Source organism: Gluconobacter cerinus, assembly GCF_002723935.1.
GTDB lineage: Bacteria > Pseudomonadota > Alphaproteobacteria > Acetobacterales > Acetobacteraceae > Gluconobacter > Gluconobacter cerinus.
The window spans coordinates 160588-179532 of record NZ_BEWM01000001.1 but is presented as its reverse complement, the minus strand read 5'-3'; the positions used below and the strand labels follow the sequence as shown (position 1 = coordinate 179532).

The window sequence follows — 18945 nt, the reverse complement described above, 5'->3', positions numbered from 1 at the left end:
GCCCTGCATGGCCGATAGAGAAAGTATGAGCGTTTCTTTCCAGCCTTCGCCTGTGGTGTCGTCTTCTTTTCCTGGGCGCAAAGCCAGAGTGGCCCATGTCATGGCGGGGTCGGCACGAGGCGGGGCGGAACTATTCTTTGAGCGCCTTTCCATGGCTCAAACTCAGGATGAGCGCCCTGTTCGCGCGCTGATCCGGCATGATTCCGCGCGGGAAGATCGTCTGCGTGCCGCTTGCGTGGAAACACATACGTTCAGGTTTGGTGGTGCTCTGGATGTCAGAACGCGGTCGCACTTGCGGCGGAATCTGCATGAGTTTCAGCCTGATATCGTTGTGGCCTGGATGAGTCGTGCGGCGCGCAAACTGCCAACAGGTCCTTGGCGGACAGCGGGGCGTCTGGGGGGATATTACGATCTGTCCAATTATCGGCGCTGTGAGCATCTGATTGGTAATACGCGTGGTTTGGCCGATTGGATGAAAGCCCAGGGGTGGCCTGCGGATCGCGTTCATTACCTACCGAATTTTGCGACAGATTTTGCGTCTGTGACGCCGGTACGCCCGGATTTCCTGCCTCCCGATGTTCCGTTTGTGCTGGCGTTGGGGCGTCTGCATGAAAACAAGGCGTTCGATGTCCTGATCCGTGCCATGACCCGTCTGCCAAGCGTGCACCTCGTCATTGCCGGGGAAGGTCCGGAGCGTGCGACGCTGGAAGCGCTGACCCGAAGCGAAAATCTTTCAGACCGTGTTCATCTTCCGGGGTGGGTCGCGGAGAGTGGGCCATGGCTGCGGGCCTGTGATGTTATGGTTTGCCCATCCCGGATCGAGCCGCTTGGGAATGTCGTGATTGAAGGTCTTTCAGCAGCGGTGCCAGTTGTCGGAAGTGCTATTCAGGGGCCTCAGGAAATTCTTTCCGGGACCGAAGATGGCCTTCTTGCTGCCGTTGAGGATGCTGAAGCCTTCTCTGCCCAGATCGGGAATATTCTGGAAGATAAAGCTCTTGCTCAGCGTTTGCGACACAATGGTCGTGCCCGGTTCGAGCGCGAGTTTGCACAGGATGTCGTGATGGCCCGCTGGTCCGAATTTCTGGACGGAGGGCTGACCTGATGTGTGGAATCGCCGGTCTGTCCTGTCTGCCCGGAAAGGCACCCGATCAAGCCGCGCTGGAACGAATGTCTGCTGCGATTTTTCATCGTGGGCCGGATGGGGAAGGCCGCCTGGATCTTACAGGCGCAGCACTGAGACATCGCCGCCTGTCCATCGTAGATATTGCTGGCGGAAGCCAACCCTTCCGGGTCGGGAATGCGGCGTTGATTGCCAATGGAGAGATTTACAACGATCCCGACATCCGCAGTACGTTCCCTGTTGATCGTTTCCAGACCAAGAGTGATTGTGAACCGCCTCTGCACCTCTGGCTGAGAGATGGAACGGGTTACACGCACGAACTGCGTGGCATGTATGCCATCGCCGCCGTTGAGAACGAGCAAGGCCAGCACGAAATGCTGCTGTCCCGTGATCCGTTCGGCATCAAGCCACTTTATATTGCGGAATACGAAGGTGGAATTGCTTTCGCCTCAGAGGCGCAGGCTTTGCTGGCTGGAGGCTTTGGTGTCCGGCGGGTCAGGAGCAAGGCGCGGAATGAACTGCTCCAGCTTCAGTTCACAACCGGGCAAAAAACAGTTTTTCCCGGAATACGGCGCTTGTTGCCGGGTGAAACCCTGCGGATTGTGGATGGGCGGATCGTTGAATCGCGTCGTCGCCACGCTTTGCAGGAAGCCACGGAAACCATCCCCGCTGACCTGACTGACGAGCAGGCTCTGCGCAGGCTCGATGCCGCCTTGACCGACAGTGTTCATGCGCACCTTCGCGCCGATGTTCCTCTGGGACTGTTTCTATCGGGCGGAATTGATAGTTCTGCCATTCTCGCCGCCGCTCATAAACTCGGGCTACCGCGCCCCATGACCTGGACGGCGCGCTTTGACACAGGAGAAGCAGACGAATCTATCGATGCCGCAGCATTGGCGGCTTCGGTTGGTGCAGATCATCATGTTCTGACCGTCACAGAAGCAATGGTCTGGTCCCATCTACCTGCCATTGTGGCCTGCATGGATGACCCCGCGGCAGACTACGCGATTATTCCAACGTGGTTTCTGGCGCAGGAAGCGCGCAAGGACGTCACTGTGATCCTGAGCGGCGAAGGGGGCGATGAGCTCTTTGCTGGGTATGGGCGCTATCGTCGGGCTATGAAGCCATGGTGGCGCGGCGGAAGAGGGCCTTGGCGTTCGGGTACATTTGGTCGTTGTGTGCCGGGACAGGGGCGTCAGTGGCGCTCCGGGCTCGCGGCTATGGAACTGTCCCAGCGTTTGACGGGTCTGCCCGCAGTGCAGGCGCTTGATATCGCCGAATGGCTTCCGAATGACTTATTGCTCAAGTTGGATCGCTGCCTGATGGCGCATTCTGCTGAGGGGCGCACACCGCTACTGGACCCTGTTGTCGCCAAGGCTGTCTGGTCTCTCCCGGATCATTTCAAAGTGCGGGATGGATACGGCAAGTGGCTTCTGCGCCGCTGGCTTCAGGATGCGCTTCCCCAGGCAAAGCCTTTCGCCCCAAAGCAGGGTTTCACTGTGCCTGTTGGGCCGTGGATCGAGAAACAGTCTCAACGACTGGGCCCGCTGGTGGCGCAACAGTCCTGCATTCAGGACGTCATGGCTCCGCAGAAGGTCGAACGTATTTTCTCGACTGCGACCCAGCGCGGCCACGCCCGCCAAGCCTGGACGCTGTTGTTCTACGCTTTGTGGTTCCGGCACCATGTTGAAGGCATTCCGGCTGACGGAGATGTTTTCGAGACACTTTCCCGCGCTCGCTAAGTGCGGTTTTCATCAGACTGACAAGGACAGACCATGCATTACGATCTGATTATCCGGGGTGGCCGCTGCGTATTCCCGTGGGGAGAAGCGGAGGCGGATCTGGGTGTCCGAAACGGCCGCATCGCTTCTCTGTCCATTTCGCACGACGATGAGGCTGACAGGGTGATTGATGCGACGGGGCTGCATGTCCTGCCGGGCCTGATCGATAGCCATGTTCACCTGCGTGACCCCGGAAACGCTGCGGTAGAAACTCTTGAAACCGGAACGCGCGCGGCAGCTTTGGGCGGTATCGCAACAGTTTTCGATATGCCGAATACCTCACCCAGCGTGACGGACAAGGCAATGCTGGACTGGAAGCGCGAGCACATCAGCAATGTCGCGCATGTCGATGTTGGTATGTACATCGGGGCGACCCGTGACAATACGCCTGACCTTGCCATGCTGGAGCAGCAGCCAGGGGTTTGTGCGATCAAGGTTTTCGCTGGGTCTTCTACCGGCAACCTGATGATCGAGGACGACGAAGGCATCGAAGCCGTCATGCGTTCCGGCCATCGTCGTGTCTGCTTTCACTCAGAAGATGAATACCGTCTTCAGGCACGCAAACCGATGTTTCATGAGGGTCAGCCCTACGCCACGCATAGTGTCTGGCGGGATGTGGAATGTGCGTTTCTGGGAACGCGCCGCATCATGGCGATTGCCCGCAAGACGGGTCGGCCGGCCCATATTCTCCACACGTCCACAGCCGAAGAGTTGGAATATCTCGCTGACTTTCGGGATGTCTCAACCGTAGAAGTGCTGGTTAATCACCTCACGCAGGTTGGCCCGGAATGCTATGAGAAGCTGGGTGGGCTTGCCGTAATGAACCCGCCGTTGCGGGATCGCTATCACTACGAGGCAAGCTGGAAGGCCATTCAGGACGGTCGTGTCGATGTTGTGTCTTCGGACCACGCGCCGCATCCGCTGGAAGCAAAGAAACGTCCTTGGCCGAATTGCCCGGCTGGCCTGACTGGTGTCCAGACCATTGTTCCGGTCATGCTTGATCATGTGAATGCAGGCCGTCTGTCATTGGCACGTCTGGTGGATTTGATGTCCGCCGGGCCAGCGCGTGTTTACGGTCTTCAGACCAAGGGCCGCATGGCTGTCGGTTTCGACGCAGATTTCACGCTTGTGGACATGAAAGCGCAGCGGGAAATTACCAATGACTGGATCGTCTCGCCTGCAGGGTGGACGCCGTTTGACGGAACCCATGTGACGGGTTGGCCAATGGCAACCATCGTGCGTGGAACGGTGGTCATGCAGGACGATGAGGTGATTGGGGAAGCCACGGGACGGTTTGCCAAATTTGCGCCTTGATCGGGGCGTAGGGCGCGCGACGCTTCGACCATGAAAGAGAGTTTTATGATTCGCCCCGTCGCCGCACTCTGCGGCCTGTCCCTTCTGTCCGTGTTCGCCTTTGGAACAGCCAGTGCCGCCGAGTCCGGTTGGAGCGCACCAAAATGTGGTGCCGAGCCAGACGCTCCGGCCGTGAAGGCTGGGACTGTTGCCCAGTACAACGAGAGCGTGGACCGAGTGACAGCCTACGAAAAAGAAGCGCGGGCCTATAACGCATGCGTTTCAGGGCAGGCCAACCGTGAAGAGACGGCCATCAGCCAGGAAGCCAGCGCTAAAATCTCCCGAATTCATTCTGCCAGTGCAGCCGTTCAGACTCACATTGCGGGGTCATTTCAGAAGCTTTCTTCCGAACTGACTGCTGCTGGACGTAAGCTCGGCCATCACTGACGGGTTTTCACTGGCCCATCCGCACCTGATTCTGTTGTGGCGTTAGAGACGTCGGGCCTTCATAGGTCTGGCGCGCGACATTTGGCATCAGGTCCGGCCTTGCCCAGCAATCCGTGCCTTCAAAGCTGGTGGTGCAGTATGGCTGGGGCGGGGGTGGGCCAACCGGGCGGGAGCAGAAGCTTTCGTCATCATACAGATAGGCCGTATTGCAATCTTTTCCGGTAATGGCAGAGGCAATCCGGTCCGGCGCGCAGGCGCACAGTGTGCAAAACATCAGAACCGGCGATAGAAGCAGAGCTGGTTTTTTCATGTTTTGCAGCATCATGCGGCAGGGGTTAAGGAAGCCCTAAATTGATGGCCGGTTTCTTTCGGTAGCAGCTTCTCAAGCGAAGCGTTTGCCGCAAACGTGCGGCGCCTGTATGGTTCCGCCAGAACTTTACAAGACCGATCCAGCAGGGGACCAGGTGGCGGACGATTTCATCACAGAGGTGAACGAGGAAATTCGGCTTCAGCGCCTACGGGCAGCTGCGCGCCGATGGGGTGCTGTTGTGGCAGGTGTCGTCGTCGTGGGAGCGATTGGCGGCGGTGTCTGGGAGTGGCAGAATCACGCCCGGAAGCAGGCCCAGCAGGCTGCCTCAGCTCAGTATTTCAATACACTTGAGACGCTGGCTGATCCCAAGCACGACAAGACTGTCACGCAGAAAGCCGAGACGGTTTTTCAGGATCTGGCAGATCATGGACCTGTTGGCGTGCGGTCTTATGCAGCGCTGCGTCTGGCGGATCTGAAGATGCAGGATCATGATCTGGCATCTGCTTTGAAGGCCTGGAACAGTGTCGCGTCCGATTCTGTCGCTGAGCCTGCCTTGAAGGACATGGCCCGTTACATGGTCCTGAATGCTCAGACCAACACGGCGGACCCGAAGACGTTGCGTCCCGGCTATGAAGTGCTTGCGCAGAATGGTGGCGCCTGGTCAGCTTTGGCTCAGGAAGGTCTGGTTGCTCTGGATCTGCGTCCGGATGCGACAGCTGACCAGCAGAAAGAAGCCCGTCGCCTTCTGACGCAGATTGTTGGAAGTGTATCTGCACCTGAAGGGGCTCGTGCGCGTGCACAGGCTCTTCTCGAAACTTTTGGAGACGCTGGTTAATGCGCCGTCCTGACCGTTCTTCTGCGCCCATGAGCCGCCGTTCGATGCTGCGTGTTGCCTGTTCCGGCGCCGCTCTGACTGCGATGGGTGGATGCAGCCTCTTCAACGATGATGAGAAGCCCACGCTGGCCGGCCATCGCGTTGACGTGCTCTCCACTGGGGCAGGTCTGACCGTTGATCCGGAAGATCATACGCCCATCACATTGTCTGCACCGCAGTCCGTGACGGAATGGCTACAGCCTGACCGCACGCCGGACCATGTTGCCGTCAATGCTGTCTGGAACGGTTCGGACATCAAATGGAGCCGCTCTATCGGCGCCGAGGTGAACCCGACGAGCTTCCTGTCCATGGTGGCGATCATGCCGAACAGCCGCGGGGCCATTCAGTCCCCGCCGGTGATCGGGAATGGTCGGATTTTCACCACGGATGCACAGGGTGTGGTGAAGGCGTGGACGTGGCCGGGCATGAAGCAGCTCTGGTCCCATCAGCCGGCTCCTAAAAAGTCCCGCTCCACCAATATTGGCGGCGGCGTCGCACTTGATGGAGAGACCCTCTACATCGTGGATGGCGTTGCGCAGGCGTTGGCCGTCGATGCGGCCAGTGGCAAGATCAAGTGGGCTGTCGATCTCGGCACACCCGGGCGCTCTGCCCCCACGATTGCCGATGGTCTTGTCGTTTTCGGGACAATTGACGAACGTCTTTACGCACTTGAGGCTGCCACGGGCCGACAGGTCTGGACGTATCAGGCAACGGGTGCGGACACCGTCATCTTCGGGCAGGCTGCTCCTGCAATCGTAGATGGTGTGGTTCTGGCAGGATTCGGCAGTGGCGACCTCGTCGCACTGCGTGCGGCTTCCGGTGAAATGGTGTGGAGCGATAGCCTTGGCGGTGCCAACGGTATGGGCGCCATGCTGGATTTCTCCTGCATCCGCGGGGCTCCGGTCATCAAGGACGGCACGGCGTATGCCATTTCCATGTCCAGCGTTCTTGTGGCTGTGGATATGCGCTCCGGACGTCGCTTGTGGGAGCGCGAAGTCAGTGGCCAGACGCCCCTGACAATCTGCGGTGACTGGATGTTTGTCCTGTCCACCGATCAGCAGCTTGCATGTCTGGACCGTCTGTCCGGCCACGTACGCTGGATTACCCAGCTTCGCCGCTTCCGCCGACAGGAAGTGCAGAAGGACGCCATCCAGTGGGTGGGGCCTCTGCTCGTAAACGGCAAGCTGGTCTGTTTCTCTACCCTGCCGCAGGAAGGCATGGTGATTGTTGATGCCGTAACCGGCAAAATTGAATCGACCCGTAAAACCACGGCTCCATGCCAGGTTCAGCCGATCGTCTGTGACGGTCTGGTTCTGACGCTGTCCCAGGATGCTGTTCTGCGGGCCTATGGCTGAACGAATGACCTCTGAGAATCTGCCCGTAGTTGTTATTGCCGGGCGCCCGAATGTCGGGAAATCCACTCTTTTCAACCGGCTTGTCGGGCGTCGTCAGGCGCTCGTCTCCGATCAGCCCGGTGTGACGCGTGACCGTAAGGAGGGCGAAGCCCACATGCGTGGTCGCCGCATCCGTGTGATTGATACGGCGGGCCTCGAAGAAGCTGCGCCGGACACGCTGTTCGGTCGTATGCGTGCATCATCCGAATCTGCCGTCTCCATGGCAGATCTGGTGCTGTTCTGCATCGACGCACGCGCCGGTATCACGCCAACTGACGCTCATTTTGCCAACTGGCTGCGTCGTCAGAACCGTCCGGTTCTGCTGATTGCCAATAAGGCAGAAGGGCAGGCTGGAACCAATTCCGCACTTGAAGCCTACTCGCTGGGTCTGGGCACGCCACTAGCACTGTCCGCCGAGCATGGCGAGGGCATCAGTGACCTCATGGGAGAGATCGTCGATCGTCTTCCCGGTGCTCCAAAGCAGGAGCGCCGTCGTCGTCGTGACGAGGAGCCGGAAGAAGGCGAAGAGCCTGAAGAACGTCCGGCTGGCCCACTTCATCTGGCGATTGTTGGACGCCCGAATGCAGGCAAATCCACGCTTCTGAATTGCCTTCTCGGTGAAGAGCGGATGATCACCGGCCCCGAAGCCGGTCTGACCCGCGATTCGATCTCCGTCGATCTGCATGACGAACACGGTCCGATCAAGCTTGTTGATACGGCAGGGATGCGTAAGCGCGCCCGCGTTGAGCAGCACCTTGAGCGCATGTCTGTTTCTGCCTCTATCGAAGCACTGAAAATGGCAGAAGTCGTCGTGCTGACGATCGATGCCACACTGGGTGTGCACGAGCAGGATCTTCAAATTGCCCGTCTGATTGAGAAGGAAGGCCGCGCCTGCGTGCTGGCTCTCAATAAGTGGGACGCTGTTGAAGACCGCGTTGCTACACGTCAGGCCATTTCAGACCGGATCGAGACGTCCCTTGCTCAGGTTCGTGGCATCCCGGTCGTTACGTTTTCGGCATTGACGGGGGCTGGCGTTAACCGTCTTCTTCCGGCTGTCCGGAAAGCGTACGAAGTCTGGAATTCACGTGTCACGACGGGTGAGCTGAACCGTTGGTTTGAAGCAATGCTGGACCGTCATCAGCCGCCTCTGGTTGATGGGCGCCGCCTCAAGCTGCGTTATATGACGCAGGTGAAGGCTCGTCCGCCGACATTCATTCTCTTTGGTACCCGAGCAGAAATGCTGCCTGATGCGTACAAGCGCTATCTGGTGAACGGGCTGCGCGAGACATTTCATATGCCTGGTGTGCCCATTCGTATTCAGCTTCGCGGGACGACAAATCCTTACGCGGATAAGTAAGAGTTGTTTTTTGTTCCGTTATGCAATGAACGCATAGCGGAACAAAATCTTCTCACAGGACTGCAAAACTCCCCATTTTCGTATACCTAATCCTTCGTCAGCCTATGGCGGTGCATGGTGTTCGGCCCTAGAAGAGCCGCCAAGCCCTACATCAGGCCTGAGTTAGAGATGAGGATTACAGATTATGGTCGGGATTGCTGCGGTTCGCAGTGAAGGCTCCTCAGGAGAGCCTCAACGCAGCACGGCGCGCGCCACGGCATTGGGCATCATGGCAGCTCTCGCTGGTCTGATGTTCGGTCTCGATACCGGCGTTGTCGCTGGCGCCTTGCCCTTTATCGCTACAGATTTTCACGCGAGTGACGCCCTGCAGGGGTGGATCGTATCTTCGATGATGGCGGGGGCAGCATTCGGCTCTCTCGCCGCCGGTCGGATCTCCAGCCGCTATGGCCGGACGGGAGCGATGCTCGTGGCTGCGGTTCTGTTCCTTGTAGGAACGTTACTGTGCGCGCTGGCGCCTTCTGCTCTGGTGCTGATTGTCGGGCGCGTTTTCCTGGGGCTCGCTGTCGGTTTGGCGGCGTTTGCCGCTCCTCTCTATATCTCTGAAATCACAGTGGAATCTGCGCGCGGGTCCATGATTTCCTTCTATCAGCTCATGGTCACGCTCGGGATTTTCCTGGCCTTCGTGTCTGACAGCCTGCTGGCAACAGGTCAGCATTGGCGCTGGATGCTGGGGATCATGGCTGTTCCTGCCACCCTGTTTCTGGGCATTGTCCTGATCCTGCCACACAGCCCGCGCTGGCTGATGATGCAGGGACGCAAGGATCATGCGCGTCGCGTGCTCAATAGCCTTCGGTCCGACGAAGAAGTGGCAGAAGCCGAGCTTGCAGATATTCAGGCGCGTCTTCACAAAAGCAGCGACGCTGGCTTTGGCCTTTTCCGGAGCAATCCCAACTTTCGGCGCTCCGTCTATCTCGGAATGCTTCTGCAGGTCATGCAGCAGCTCACGGGTATCAACGCGCTCCTGTATTATGCGCCGCGGGTTTTTCAGGCCGCTCATTTCGGGGTCAACGCGTCCATCTGGGCCACGACCCTCGTTGGTCTGACGAATATGATTCTGACGGGTGTTGCCATTGCCTGCGTGGACAAGTGGGGGCGCCGTCCTTTGCTTATTCTAAGCTGCGCGATCGCGGGCTTTGCGCTTCTGGGCGTAGGTGCGTTGCTGGCCGTGGGCGCGTCGAGCTTTGAGGCACAGATTGCACTGTGTGGATTTGTTCTGTTGTTTGTCGCCGGATTCGCAATCGGAGAGGGGCCGCTGGTCTGGACGCTGTGTTCCGAAGTTCAGCCAACGCGCGGACGTGATTTTGGAATTGGCTGCTCAACGGTTACGAACTGGGCTGCAAACTGGGCCATTTCCAAGACTTTCCCCATGATCATGGTGGCTATGGGGGCAGCATCAACATTCATTATGTTTGCAGCGTTCAATGGACTTTTTGTTCTCGTCACCCTCATGATGGTTCCGGAAACGAAAGGTGTTTCCCTGGAGACACTTGAGGCCAATCTGTTTTCGGGCAAGAAACTTAGAAATCTGGGACGTTAAATCGTGATGAAAGCCAAGGCGGCGGACGAGAGTGATCTCGGCGTCGACCCTCAACGGCACGCTGGGCTCTACGGAGCCCAGCGTGCCAAAGCAATGTCAGCCGTTCTTCTTGGGCTGCTTCTCTCCGTTCTGGATTACGCCATAGCAAACGTGGCGCTTCCCTCCATCGCCCACGATCTCAACGCCCCGTCGTCTCGGGCGATCTGGGTGGTGAACGCTTATCAGCTCGCCAATCTGTCCTGTCTGCTTCCACTCGCGTCTTTTGGCTCCCGAGTAGGCTTTGCCCGCATGAGCCAGATTGGGATTTTTCTATTCCTTATTACGTCCGTTGGCTGTGCCCTGTCCCAGAACCTGCTGGAACTGACATTGGCGCGCGCCCTTCAAGGTGTGGGTGGCGCCTGCATCATGAGCGTGAATATCGCGCTTGTACGCTTCATTTATCCTCATGCGGAGCTTGGTAAGGGCATTGCTCTGAACGGTCTGTTTGTTGGGATTGGCGTCGCTCTCGGCCCGACAATTGGGTCGATCGTCCTTTCGGTCGCGACGTGGCCCTGGATTTTCTGGATCAATCTCCCACTCGCGCTTGCCGCTCTCGTCATGGCCCATTTCGCGTTGCCGCAGACACCGCGCAGCGAGACTCAGGCAGACATTCCGGGTTCCCTTTTGACTGTAGCGTCCTTCGCTTTGCTCGGCATCGGGCTGGACGGACTGATGCACGGCGATTTTCTACCAGGATCGTTGCTCACGGGAGCGGGCATCATCTGCTGGTGGTTGCTTCTGCGGTACCAAAAGGGACGGCGTGAGCCGATTGTCCCGGTGGATCTGCTGGCGCGGCGGCCTTTTCTGTTGGCGTGCCTGGTCGGATTTCTCGGTTTTGTGGCCTCCAACCTCTACATTGTCGCCATGCCGTTCACCTTGGCATCGGCTTTTCATCGTGGAGATTCCACGATTGGTTTGCTGATTGCGCCTTGGGCAGTTGGGGTCGCGGTGATGTCGTTTGTTGTTGGAAAGATTGCTGACCGCTTTCCCGCTTCAGTTCTCTCCTCGCTCGGACTGCTCCTGACAGCATTCGGATTTATGTTGCTCTGGTTGTTGCCCTTGGACGCGAGCAACGCTGCGATCGCGTGGCGAACCCTTTTGGCGGGATGTGGGTTCGGGCTTTTCCAGCCCCCCAACAATCGGGCCATCATGGTCTCTGCGCCGGCTGGGCGGGAAGGTGGGGCGAGCGGCATGCTGTCCGTCGCTCGACTGGGTGGCCAGACGACGGGTGCGCTGCTCGTTGCAGCTCTTTTCACGATCTTCCCGCATCCAGCCTTCATCTGCCTTGGAGGCGCGATGATCGCCGCGCTAACGGGATCTGCCCTCAGTCTTGGACGGAAATACCTCGCAGACTGAAGAGCGTCGTCGTTCGCTGATCGGTACTTTCCAGCTCCTGAGTGGTCTGGACGTTCTGTTGAATCAGGATGTCCAGATCCAGCTTTGGGGCATAATGGCGCCCCGGATCACAGAGCCAGACTTCGCAGTGCCGGGCACATTCCAGCAGCCATGGCATGATGCGTGCAGCCATAGCCTCATTGTAACAGACATCTCCGATCACCAGCAGATCACAGTCCGGTTTCGATCCGACAAGATCGCCCGGACAAAGCGCTACTGTCACGGCATTGAGCGTAGCGTTCAGGGCTGTTGCTTCCAGAGCCATGGGGTCGATATCATTGGCCGCAGCAGTGGACGCGCCCGCTTTTACGGCGGCAATGGCGGCTAATCCGCATCCACACGCCACATCCAGAACTCTTTTGCCTTCGACGCGCTGCGGATTATCCAGAATATATCGCGCAATAAGCTGACTGCCCGGCCATGCAAATGCCCAGAACGGGGGCTCGATACCGTGCGCTTCGAGGAAGGCTTCGCTGGCCTGCCAGATGGGGGTGATGTCTGTTGCCAGATGCAGGGGAATTTCGGGAACAAGGCTGGCGGTCTCGACCGCCGTATTCTCGCGGATAAATGCCGCGGGGTCCTGCAGTCTGACTGACATGATGTTCAAAGTCTTCCGCAGATAAAGGCCAGAGCCAGAAGGAAACCGATTGGAACGTTCTGCTTGAATTGTCGCAGGCAGTTTGGCGCATCGTATGGGTTCAGCGTGCGAGCCTGCTGGAGAAGGAGGCTCCCTGCGATCAGGAAGAACAGCCAGAACCCCAGATGCAGATGGGCATGAATGGCGACGAGTCCCAGCGCCAGAAGCATCAGGCTGTAGCAGGTGGCAATAAAGGGCTGAGCGCGCTTTTCCATCAGGCGAGACGTGGAGCGAACACCGATGCGGGCGTCATCTTCCATGTCCTGGAAGCCATAGATGGTATCGAAGCCGAGTTGCCAAAGGATAACGGCGCCATACAGCAGCGCGCCATTTCCATCCAGGCCGCCCCCTGCTGCGGCATAGCCCATGGGCGCACCGAAACCGAACGTGAAGCCCATGACGAGTTGTGGCCACCACGTCACACGCTTTGCCGCGGGGTAAAGCGCTACAAGCAGTAAAGCAAAGGGCGCCAGAAGCCAGCATGTGCGCGGCAGACACACCAGAACGCCCAGACCACACAGAAGTAAAAAGGCCAGCAGCTTAAGGCCCTGCTTCAGGGAGAGCGCACCACTGGCAAGCGGACGGCCCGCGGTTCGAGCAACCTTGGCATCAATATCGCGGTCCCAGATGTCATTCACTACACATCCAGCAGAGCGCATAACGAGTGAGCCGAACGCGAACAGAGCTGTGTAGACAATGCGGAGTCCGAGTGGCGCATCCGGTGCAAGGAACAATCCCCAAACCCCTGGGAGAAACAGCAGCCATGTCCCAACTGGGCGATCCAGTCGGGCCAAAAGTGCGTAGGACCGCCAAGGTTCAGGCAGGCGGCCGGTCCAGCCTGTCAGGCTGATATCGGTATGGGGGCGGGTTTCACTCATCAAAGCACGTGATGAGGGGCAGATGCGCTTCCGTCAATGGCTGTTGCGCGCTATCGGAAAAGGATGAGCCGATCTGATCCCCGTCTTTATCTTGAAGTGCCGGATGTTCCCTTCACGGAAGGGCTGGAACTTCCTCTTCCCGCCAGTCAGGCCCACTATCTTGGCAATGTCATGCGGCAGAGCACTGGAGATCCGGTACGTGTCTTCAATGCGCGAGATGGAGAGTGGAATGCCATCATCCAGACCTTGCGAAAAGACAGAGGGACAGTGCGGCTGGGAACGCGAGAGCGCGCACCTCAGGTCACAGAGGGAGTAGAGCTGCTGTTTGCGCCCCTCAAACGTGATGCGACAGAACTCGTTATCCGGATGGGGACTGAACTCGGGGTGACGTGTTTTCGGCCCGTCGTAACCGAACGAACCAACACGCACCGCCTGAACCTCGACCGCCTTGCCCTGATTGCCAGTGAAGCTGCTGAACAATGCGAGCGGCTGGATATTCCCGAAATCCAGCCGCTGGAGCCCTTGAAATCCGTTCTTGCGGAATGGCCGGAGGATAAGCCGCTGTTTGCGGCTCTTGAGCGACGTCCCGGGGCGGATGGTCCTTTGGTCGCATTTGCTCTTCTGATTGGGCCTGAAGGTGGCTTTTCCGATGCGGAGGTGGCGCTGCTTCAGAAGCACCCTGCTGTTCATACACTGACACTGGGGCCGTTGGTGCTGCGCGCCGAGACGGCTGTCTGCGCCGGACTGGCGCGACTTGCACTGCGTCGTGGCGCCTGAGGGTGACAGGACAGTCTGAGGTGCTACAAGTTCAATCAATATCGAACAACGATCGCAAATCGAGGCAAAACCGCCATGTCCAATCCCGGCACGTCTAATAGCGCAACGATCGAGAATCGGGCGCAGCTCGTCGAGGTTCTGGAACGGGGCTCCAAGCCGCGGTCCGAATGGAAGATCGGAACCGAACACGAGAAGTTCGGCTTTGTACTGCCGGGGCAGGACGATGGGCGTACACCGTTGTCAGCACCGCCTTATGAACCCAAAGGTATTGGTGCGCTGCTGCGGAAACTGGAGGGGCCGGACTGGGCTCCGATCCACGACGGTGAGGCGCTGATCGGTCTGGCAGGGCAGAACAGCCAGAAAGGGCGGTCCATTTCTCTGGAGCCCGCTGGACAGTTCGAGCTTTCTGGTGCGCCAGTTGTCTCTTTGCAGGAAACGCAGAGCGAGATGCAGGAGCATTTCGATCTAATTCGCGGTCCTGCTGCTGAGCTCGGACTTGGCTTTCTGCCATTTGGTTTTCAGCCGCTCTGGGCGCGCGACGAAATGCCGTGGATGCCCAAGAGTCGGTACGCCATCATGCGCAGTTATATGCCCAAGGTTGGCACGCTGGGCCTGGATATGATGACGCGGACCTGCACCGTGCAGGTCAATCTGGACTTCGGTGATGAAGCTGATATGGCCCGCAAGATGCGTGTATCGCTGGCGCTTCAGCCATTGGCTACGGCTCTGTTTGCGAATTCGCCTTTTGTGGAAGGCAAAGCAAACGGCTTCCTTTCCAACCGCGCCCGTATCTGGACCGATACCGATAATCAGCGTTCAGGCCAGCCATCGCTGTTCTTCGCAGAAGATTTCAGCTTCGAGAAATACGTGGACTGGGCGCTGGATGTGCCGATGTATTTCGTCGCTCGGGACGGGAAAAACATTGATGCCAGCGGCTGCTCCTTCCGGCGCTGGCTGGAAGGCAGTGCTCAGCCTGCTCTGGACGGTCTGACGCCGACGATTGGTGATTTTGAGGATCACCTCACGACTGTTTTCCCTGACGTGCGCCTCAAGCAGTTCCTTGAGATGCGTGGCGCGGACGCCGGTCGTCCGGAGATGATGGTTGCCCAGTCTGCGCTCTGGGTTGGCCTGTTCTACGATGCTGCAACATTGGAAGCCGCTGAAAAGCTGGTGTTGGAACAGCCTTGGGAGGTTTATCAGCAACTCCGTGCGGATGTTCCTGCCAAGGGCATGCAGGCTGACTTCCCCGGGGGGCTGAAAGCGCTGGCAAAGCGCGTTGTGGCTCTCGCGGAGCAGGGACTTCGCGCCCGTGTTCGCAACGAAGCACAGTTCCTGGACCCGCTGCATCTGATTGCAGATGGTGGCCCCAACCAGGCTGAGTACTGGCTTGCCCTGTATGAAGGCGCATGGGGCGGAAATGTGAAGCCGCTGTTCCGTGAAGCATCGATCTGAAGTCAGACGTATTGGAGTAGGGCGTTAAGCCCTGCTGCGATCAGTTTCCGGTTTGTGCAGGAACACGTTATGGAATGCAGGTGCGAAGCTTTTTGCAACCCGTGACCTGATCGGCAGTTCCAGAGGCATGATGAACCGTCTTTTCTTCCGCGCGGCTGTGGCCAGCGCTTTCATATCCGTAGCAGCTCTTCCGCTGCCTGCCATGGCTCAGGCCGTTCCCGCACAACTCCGTCCTGTGGATCAGGGCTGGGTTGCGCGCGTTCAGGATACGCTGGCGCAGATCACAACGCTTCAGGCGCGGTTTCAACAAATCGCGCCAGATGGGAAAGCTGTTGCCGGGACAGCGACGCTTGATCGTCCGGGGCGGATGCGCTTCGACTATGACAGTCCCAGCCCCCTTCTTCTTGTCGCCAATGATGGCAAGGTCGTTTTTCAGGATCGGAGCGTCGGACAGGTAACAGTTATGCCGTTGGACCGTACTCCCCTCGGTTTGCTGCTACGGCCTGATCTGAAGCTCTCGGGCGATGTCACGGTGACAGGATTCGAGCGTAAGAACGGTCAGATCAACCTTCAGGTGGAAAAAACGGAGAGCCCGGGTGAGGGGAATCTGACCCTTATGTTCTCCGAAGCACCACTTGCTCTTCTGGGGTGGGAAGTCGTGGATGCTCAGGGCCGAACAACGCGCATCGCCCTGTCGGATATCAGGACGGGAGGGAGCGTATCCCAATCTCTGTTCACGCTCCCGAAGTCTGAGGACTGACGTTCAGTCCTTTGTTTCGCGGGAAAGCTCCAGTGCGCGGGCATAAACCGTGCGCTTGGGCAGTTTGATAATTCCCGCCACGAGAGTGGCCGCATCCTTCACCGAATGACTGGTCAGCGCTTCGCGAAGATGCGTATCCAGATCGTCTGCCCCGCTGTCGTCCTCTGCTGAGGGGCCGATCAGGAGTGTAATCTCACCCCGTGGTGCAGTTTCCTGGAAATGGGCGAGCACTTCCGCCAACGTTCCCCGCACCATCTCTTCGAAGCGTTTTGTCAGTTCTCTGCCAACCGCTGCCTCGCGGTCGGGGCCGAAGACGGTGATCAGATCTTCCAGTGTCTCGACGAGGCGGTGCGGCCCCTCATACCAGATCAGTGTGGAACGAACGCCAGCCTGTTCTGCGGCCCGAAGCGTCGCGAAGCCTGTCTTGCGGGCTTCGCTTCGTGGGGCTGGAAAGCCGAGAAACATGAAGGGAAGAGGGGGAAGGCCTGAAAGAGTCAGAGCCGTGATGACAGCGTTGGGGCCCGGGATGGCCGTAACATGAACGCCAGCCGCGATCGCTGCCCTGACGAGCCGATAGCCTGGGTCCGAGACGAGTGGAGTGCCTGCGTCTGACACCACGGCAAAGCTGGCACCAGCCACCATTTTTTCCACAAAGAACGGTGCGCGATCCTGTTCGTTATGATCGTGAAGCGTTCGTGTGGGAGTGGAGATGTTGCGCGACATCAATAATTTTGCCGTAACGCGTGTATCTTCGCATAAAATAGCTTCAACACTGTTCAAGGCTTCAATCGCGCGCTCGCTGATATCGGCCAGGTTGCCGATCGGCGTCGCAACCAATATCAGTTGTCCCCCCACTCTCGGGCCATGCTCCGAAGGCGGGGCGGCCGTTAACGTTTCAGCCGTATCGCTCAAGGGAGTTTCAGCGGAACATGACTTTTCGGACATCTGCATCCTCGGTGACGAACTCAAGGGTCTATTCTGGACCGATGAGCCGTCTGCGCAAGGGTGTAAGCACTGGGCTGGCCGCAGGAACCTTCCTGACGCTGGCCGCCTGCTCCGGCGGAAACTCCTCTTTGACATCTGGCGTGGGTGGAATTCCCGGCTCTGGCCAGGCTCCTGGCGCGCATGACGTTGGCCTCATCCTCCCCCTGACGGGACGCTATGGTGCCATCGGTGCGCGAATGCGTGATGCAGCCAAGCTGGCTCTGTCTTCACAAGGCTCGCCTGTGCTGGACGTTCATGACAGCAACGCTGCCGGTGGCGCAGCTCAGGCTGCCCATGACGCCCTGACGCGTGGCGATGCCATGCTCCTTGGGCCGCTAACGGCTACAGAAACTGCGGCTCTCGCACCGCTGGCTGTTGAAGCAGGCAAGCCTGTGCTGGCGTTTACAAGCGATTCCACGCAGGCTCGTCCTGGCGTCTGGGTGATGGGCCTGACACCGGAGCAGCAGGTTCGCCGGATGGTGGATGCTGCACGCGCAACGGGCCGTAAGAGTTTTGCAGCCTTTTTGCCTGATAGCGCGCTGGGGCATGCGATGGCGGAAGGACTACAGCGAGCCTGCCGGGATGACGGCCTGAAAGATCCGCAGATCGTTTTTCATTCCATGGATGTCCAAACCATCGACGATGGCCTGAAATCCCTTTCAGATATTGCCAATCGCCAGCCGCCGACACCTGTGGTTTCGACGCCGACCGGTCCATCGGCTGTTGATCCCACAGCCGATTCGCCTGCCGACTCGACAACGCCTGCGCAGCCGCCAGCAACTCCAGTTGCTGCGCCAGCGGTGCCGCCCCCTCCGTTTGACGCTCTTTTGCTGGCAGATACCGGTGTGGAGCTAGGGCGCATCATCACTGCGCTACACGCTGACCAAGTGACGTCAGATCAGGTGCAGATCATGGGACCAGCACTCTGGAAGGCGTTCGACGGCAAGCTCGGTGCCCTGCATGGTGCCTGGTATGCTGCGCCCGATGCCAAGGATCGCAATGGGTACGTTGCCCAATACAAAGCGGTTTATCATCAGGCGCCATCACCTGTGACGGATTTCGCCTATGATGCCGCAGCTCTTGCCGGTAACCTGATGAAGCAGGGAGGACCGACCGTTCAGGCATTGACCCGTCCGGACGGCTATATGGGTGTGGATGGCCTGTTCCGCCTGCGCGCTGACGGTCATGTCACGCGCGCGCTGGCTATTTTCCAGATTCAGCGTGGCGGTGGTGCCCGCATCGTTGTTCCAGCATCACGGGACATTGCGGTCCGTCCAAGCTGAGAAAATACTGCTGGTTCAGAAACAGAAACACGCGTCCATGGCGATTGGCGCGTGTTTTTTTATGGCTTTTCTTGAAAGCCAACTGGCGTGTCAGGGGTGAGCCTGACCGCGCAGATCAGGCTGCGTAGGTCTCGGCCAGCGGCAGAACCGGGCGAATGGTGTGAAGAGCCAGTTCAAAGCTGGCGTAGCTGCCCAGTTCATGATTGCGCAGATGATCGATCAGGACCCAGCGCATCCCTTGCGGGCGGAGCATGTAGGCTGGATCCGGGTTCTCACGGACCCAGACCAGCACATGCTCAATTGGTGTCGTTCCATCGAAATTCGTGACCCCGGAATCCGTCGGTGTGATTTCTGCATCGAAGAGACCCATCCGCATTCCGGCTTCCAGCCACCGCGACAGATATTCGCGGTGACGAGGGAGAACACCCTGCCTCAACGTCACGACATTACCGCCCATCGAAACGGGTGAAAGATCGTATAGGGGAGTTGCCTGCGCCATCAGGAAAGTCCTCATCAGAGCGGGGCGGGGGAGCCCGTGGATTGCGATAAGGTCAGGCTAAAATCCAA

Annotated in this window: 18 protein-coding genes; 13 read left to right on the top strand and 5 right to left on the bottom strand. The window is 58.6% G+C overall.

Annotation, left to right across the window (positions count from 1 at the left end):
• Nucleotides 1-25 precede the first annotated feature (25 nt).
• Genes GCE01_RS00800 through GCE01_RS00785 form a run of 4 tightly spaced genes read left to right on the top strand, consistent with a single transcriptional unit; the run spans nt 26 to nt 4641 of the window.
• Entirely contained in the window at nt 26-1102 is a 1077-nt protein-coding gene (locus GCE01_RS00800; protein WP_174694760.1) for a glycosyltransferase, read from the top strand.
• Nucleotides 1102-2862 carry an asparagine synthase (glutamine-hydrolyzing) gene (gene asnB / locus GCE01_RS00795; RefSeq protein WP_099210293.1) on the top strand — a complete coding sequence of 587 codons (1761 nt, stop codon included), beginning with the start codon at nt 1102-1104 and terminating at the stop codon, nt 2860-2862. The genes GCE01_RS00800 and asnB overlap by 1 nt, the downstream gene beginning before the upstream one ends.
• Nucleotides 2863-2895: 33 nt before the next feature.
• A complete protein-coding gene (locus GCE01_RS00790; RefSeq protein ID WP_099210291.1) occupies nt 2896-4215 on the top strand; it encodes a dihydroorotase in 1320 nt (439 codons plus the stop codon).
• Between the two features lie 45 nt (nt 4216-4260).
• Complete coding sequence (locus GCE01_RS00785; RefSeq protein WP_086634050.1) at nt 4261-4641, top strand: hypothetical protein; 381 nt, start codon at nt 4261-4263, stop codon at nt 4639-4641.
• A 7-nt stretch (nt 4642-4648) separates the two neighbouring features.
• Here the strand turns inward: GCE01_RS00785 and GCE01_RS00780 are convergent, their stop codons facing one another.
• Entirely contained in the window at nt 4649-4951 is a 303-nt protein-coding gene (locus tag GCE01_RS00780) for a hypothetical protein (protein ID WP_099211076.1), read from the bottom strand.
• A 109-nt stretch (nt 4952-5060) separates the two neighbouring features.
• On the opposite strand from GCE01_RS00780, the gene GCE01_RS00775 reads away from it, so the two are divergent.
• The 5 genes from GCE01_RS00775 (at nt 5061) to GCE01_RS00755 (ending at nt 11568) form a co-directional block, all read left to right on the top strand.
• Nucleotides 5061-5786 (top strand): tetratricopeptide repeat protein, encoded by a 726-nt coding sequence (locus GCE01_RS00775; protein ID WP_099210289.1) that lies wholly within the window; start codon nt 5061-5063, stop codon nt 5784-5786.
• A complete protein-coding gene (locus tag GCE01_RS00770) occupies nt 5786-7180 on the top strand; it encodes a PQQ-binding-like beta-propeller repeat protein (protein WP_099210287.1) in 1395 nt (464 codons plus the stop codon). The genes GCE01_RS00775 and GCE01_RS00770 overlap by 1 nt, the downstream gene beginning before the upstream one ends.
• Before the next feature lie 4 nt (nt 7181-7184).
• Nucleotides 7185-8576 carry a ribosome biogenesis GTPase Der gene (der, locus tag GCE01_RS00765; RefSeq protein WP_046899857.1) on the top strand — a complete coding sequence of 464 codons (1392 nt, stop codon included), beginning with the start codon at nt 7185-7187 and terminating at the stop codon, nt 8574-8576.
• Between the two features lie 184 nt (nt 8577-8760).
• A complete protein-coding gene (locus tag GCE01_RS00760; RefSeq protein WP_046899598.1) occupies nt 8761-10173 on the top strand; it encodes a sugar porter family MFS transporter in 1413 nt (470 codons plus the stop codon).
• 6 nt (nt 10174-10179) lie between these two features.
• Nucleotides 10180-11568, top strand: coding sequence for an MFS transporter (locus GCE01_RS00755; RefSeq protein WP_046899597.1), 1389 nt, complete (start codon nt 10180-10182; stop codon nt 11566-11568).
• Here the strand turns inward: GCE01_RS00755 and GCE01_RS00750 are convergent.
• The gene (locus tag GCE01_RS00750) at nt 11537-12205 is read right to left on the bottom strand and encodes a class I SAM-dependent methyltransferase (RefSeq protein WP_099210285.1); all 669 of its coding nucleotides are present in this window, start codon (nt 12203-12205) and stop codon (nt 11537-11539) included. The genes GCE01_RS00755 and GCE01_RS00750 overlap by 32 nt on opposite strands.
• Nucleotides 12206-12210: 5 nt before the next feature.
• Complete coding sequence (gene ubiA, locus GCE01_RS00745) at nt 12211-13122, bottom strand: 4-hydroxybenzoate octaprenyltransferase (protein WP_099210283.1); 912 nt, start codon at nt 13120-13122, stop codon at nt 12211-12213.
• 36 nt (nt 13123-13158) lie between these two features.
• Between ubiA and GCE01_RS00740 the strand changes: the two genes are divergently transcribed.
• The 3 genes from GCE01_RS00740 to GCE01_RS00730 all read left to right on the top strand — a co-directional run bounded on the left by GCE01_RS00740 (nt 13159) and on the right by GCE01_RS00730 (nt 16111).
• The gene (locus tag GCE01_RS00740; protein WP_099210281.1) at nt 13159-13899 is read left to right on the top strand and encodes a 16S rRNA (uracil(1498)-N(3))-methyltransferase; all 741 of its coding nucleotides are present in this window, start codon (nt 13159-13161) and stop codon (nt 13897-13899) included.
• Between the two features lie 75 nt (nt 13900-13974).
• Complete coding sequence (locus tag GCE01_RS00735; RefSeq protein WP_099210279.1) at nt 13975-15351, top strand: glutamate--cysteine ligase; 1377 nt, start codon at nt 13975-13977, stop codon at nt 15349-15351.
• A gap of 127 nt (nt 15352-15478) precedes the next feature.
• Nucleotides 15479-16111 carry a LolA family protein gene (locus tag GCE01_RS00730; RefSeq protein WP_064274045.1) on the top strand — a complete coding sequence of 211 codons (633 nt, stop codon included), beginning with the start codon at nt 15479-15481 and terminating at the stop codon, nt 16109-16111.
• Nucleotides 16112-16114: 3 nt separating this feature from the next.
• On the opposite strand, the gene rsmI is transcribed toward GCE01_RS00730, so the two are convergent.
• The gene (gene rsmI, locus GCE01_RS00725) at nt 16115-16948 is read right to left on the bottom strand and encodes a 16S rRNA (cytidine(1402)-2'-O)-methyltransferase (RefSeq protein ID WP_099211074.1); all 834 of its coding nucleotides are present in this window, start codon (nt 16946-16948) and stop codon (nt 16115-16117) included.
• Between the two features lie 149 nt (nt 16949-17097).
• Between rsmI and GCE01_RS00720 the strand changes: the two genes are divergently transcribed.
• The gene (locus GCE01_RS00720; protein WP_099210277.1) at nt 17098-18378 is read left to right on the top strand and encodes a penicillin-binding protein activator; all 1281 of its coding nucleotides are present in this window, start codon (nt 17098-17100) and stop codon (nt 18376-18378) included.
• Nucleotides 18379-18493: 115 nt separating this feature from the next.
• Here the strand turns inward: GCE01_RS00720 and GCE01_RS00715 are convergent, their stop codons facing one another.
• On the bottom strand, nt 18494-18877 hold the full coding sequence (locus GCE01_RS00715; protein ID WP_174694759.1) for a hypothetical protein: 384 nt from the start codon (nt 18875-18877) through the stop codon (nt 18494-18496).
• Between the last annotated feature and the right edge of the window lie 68 nt (nt 18878-18945).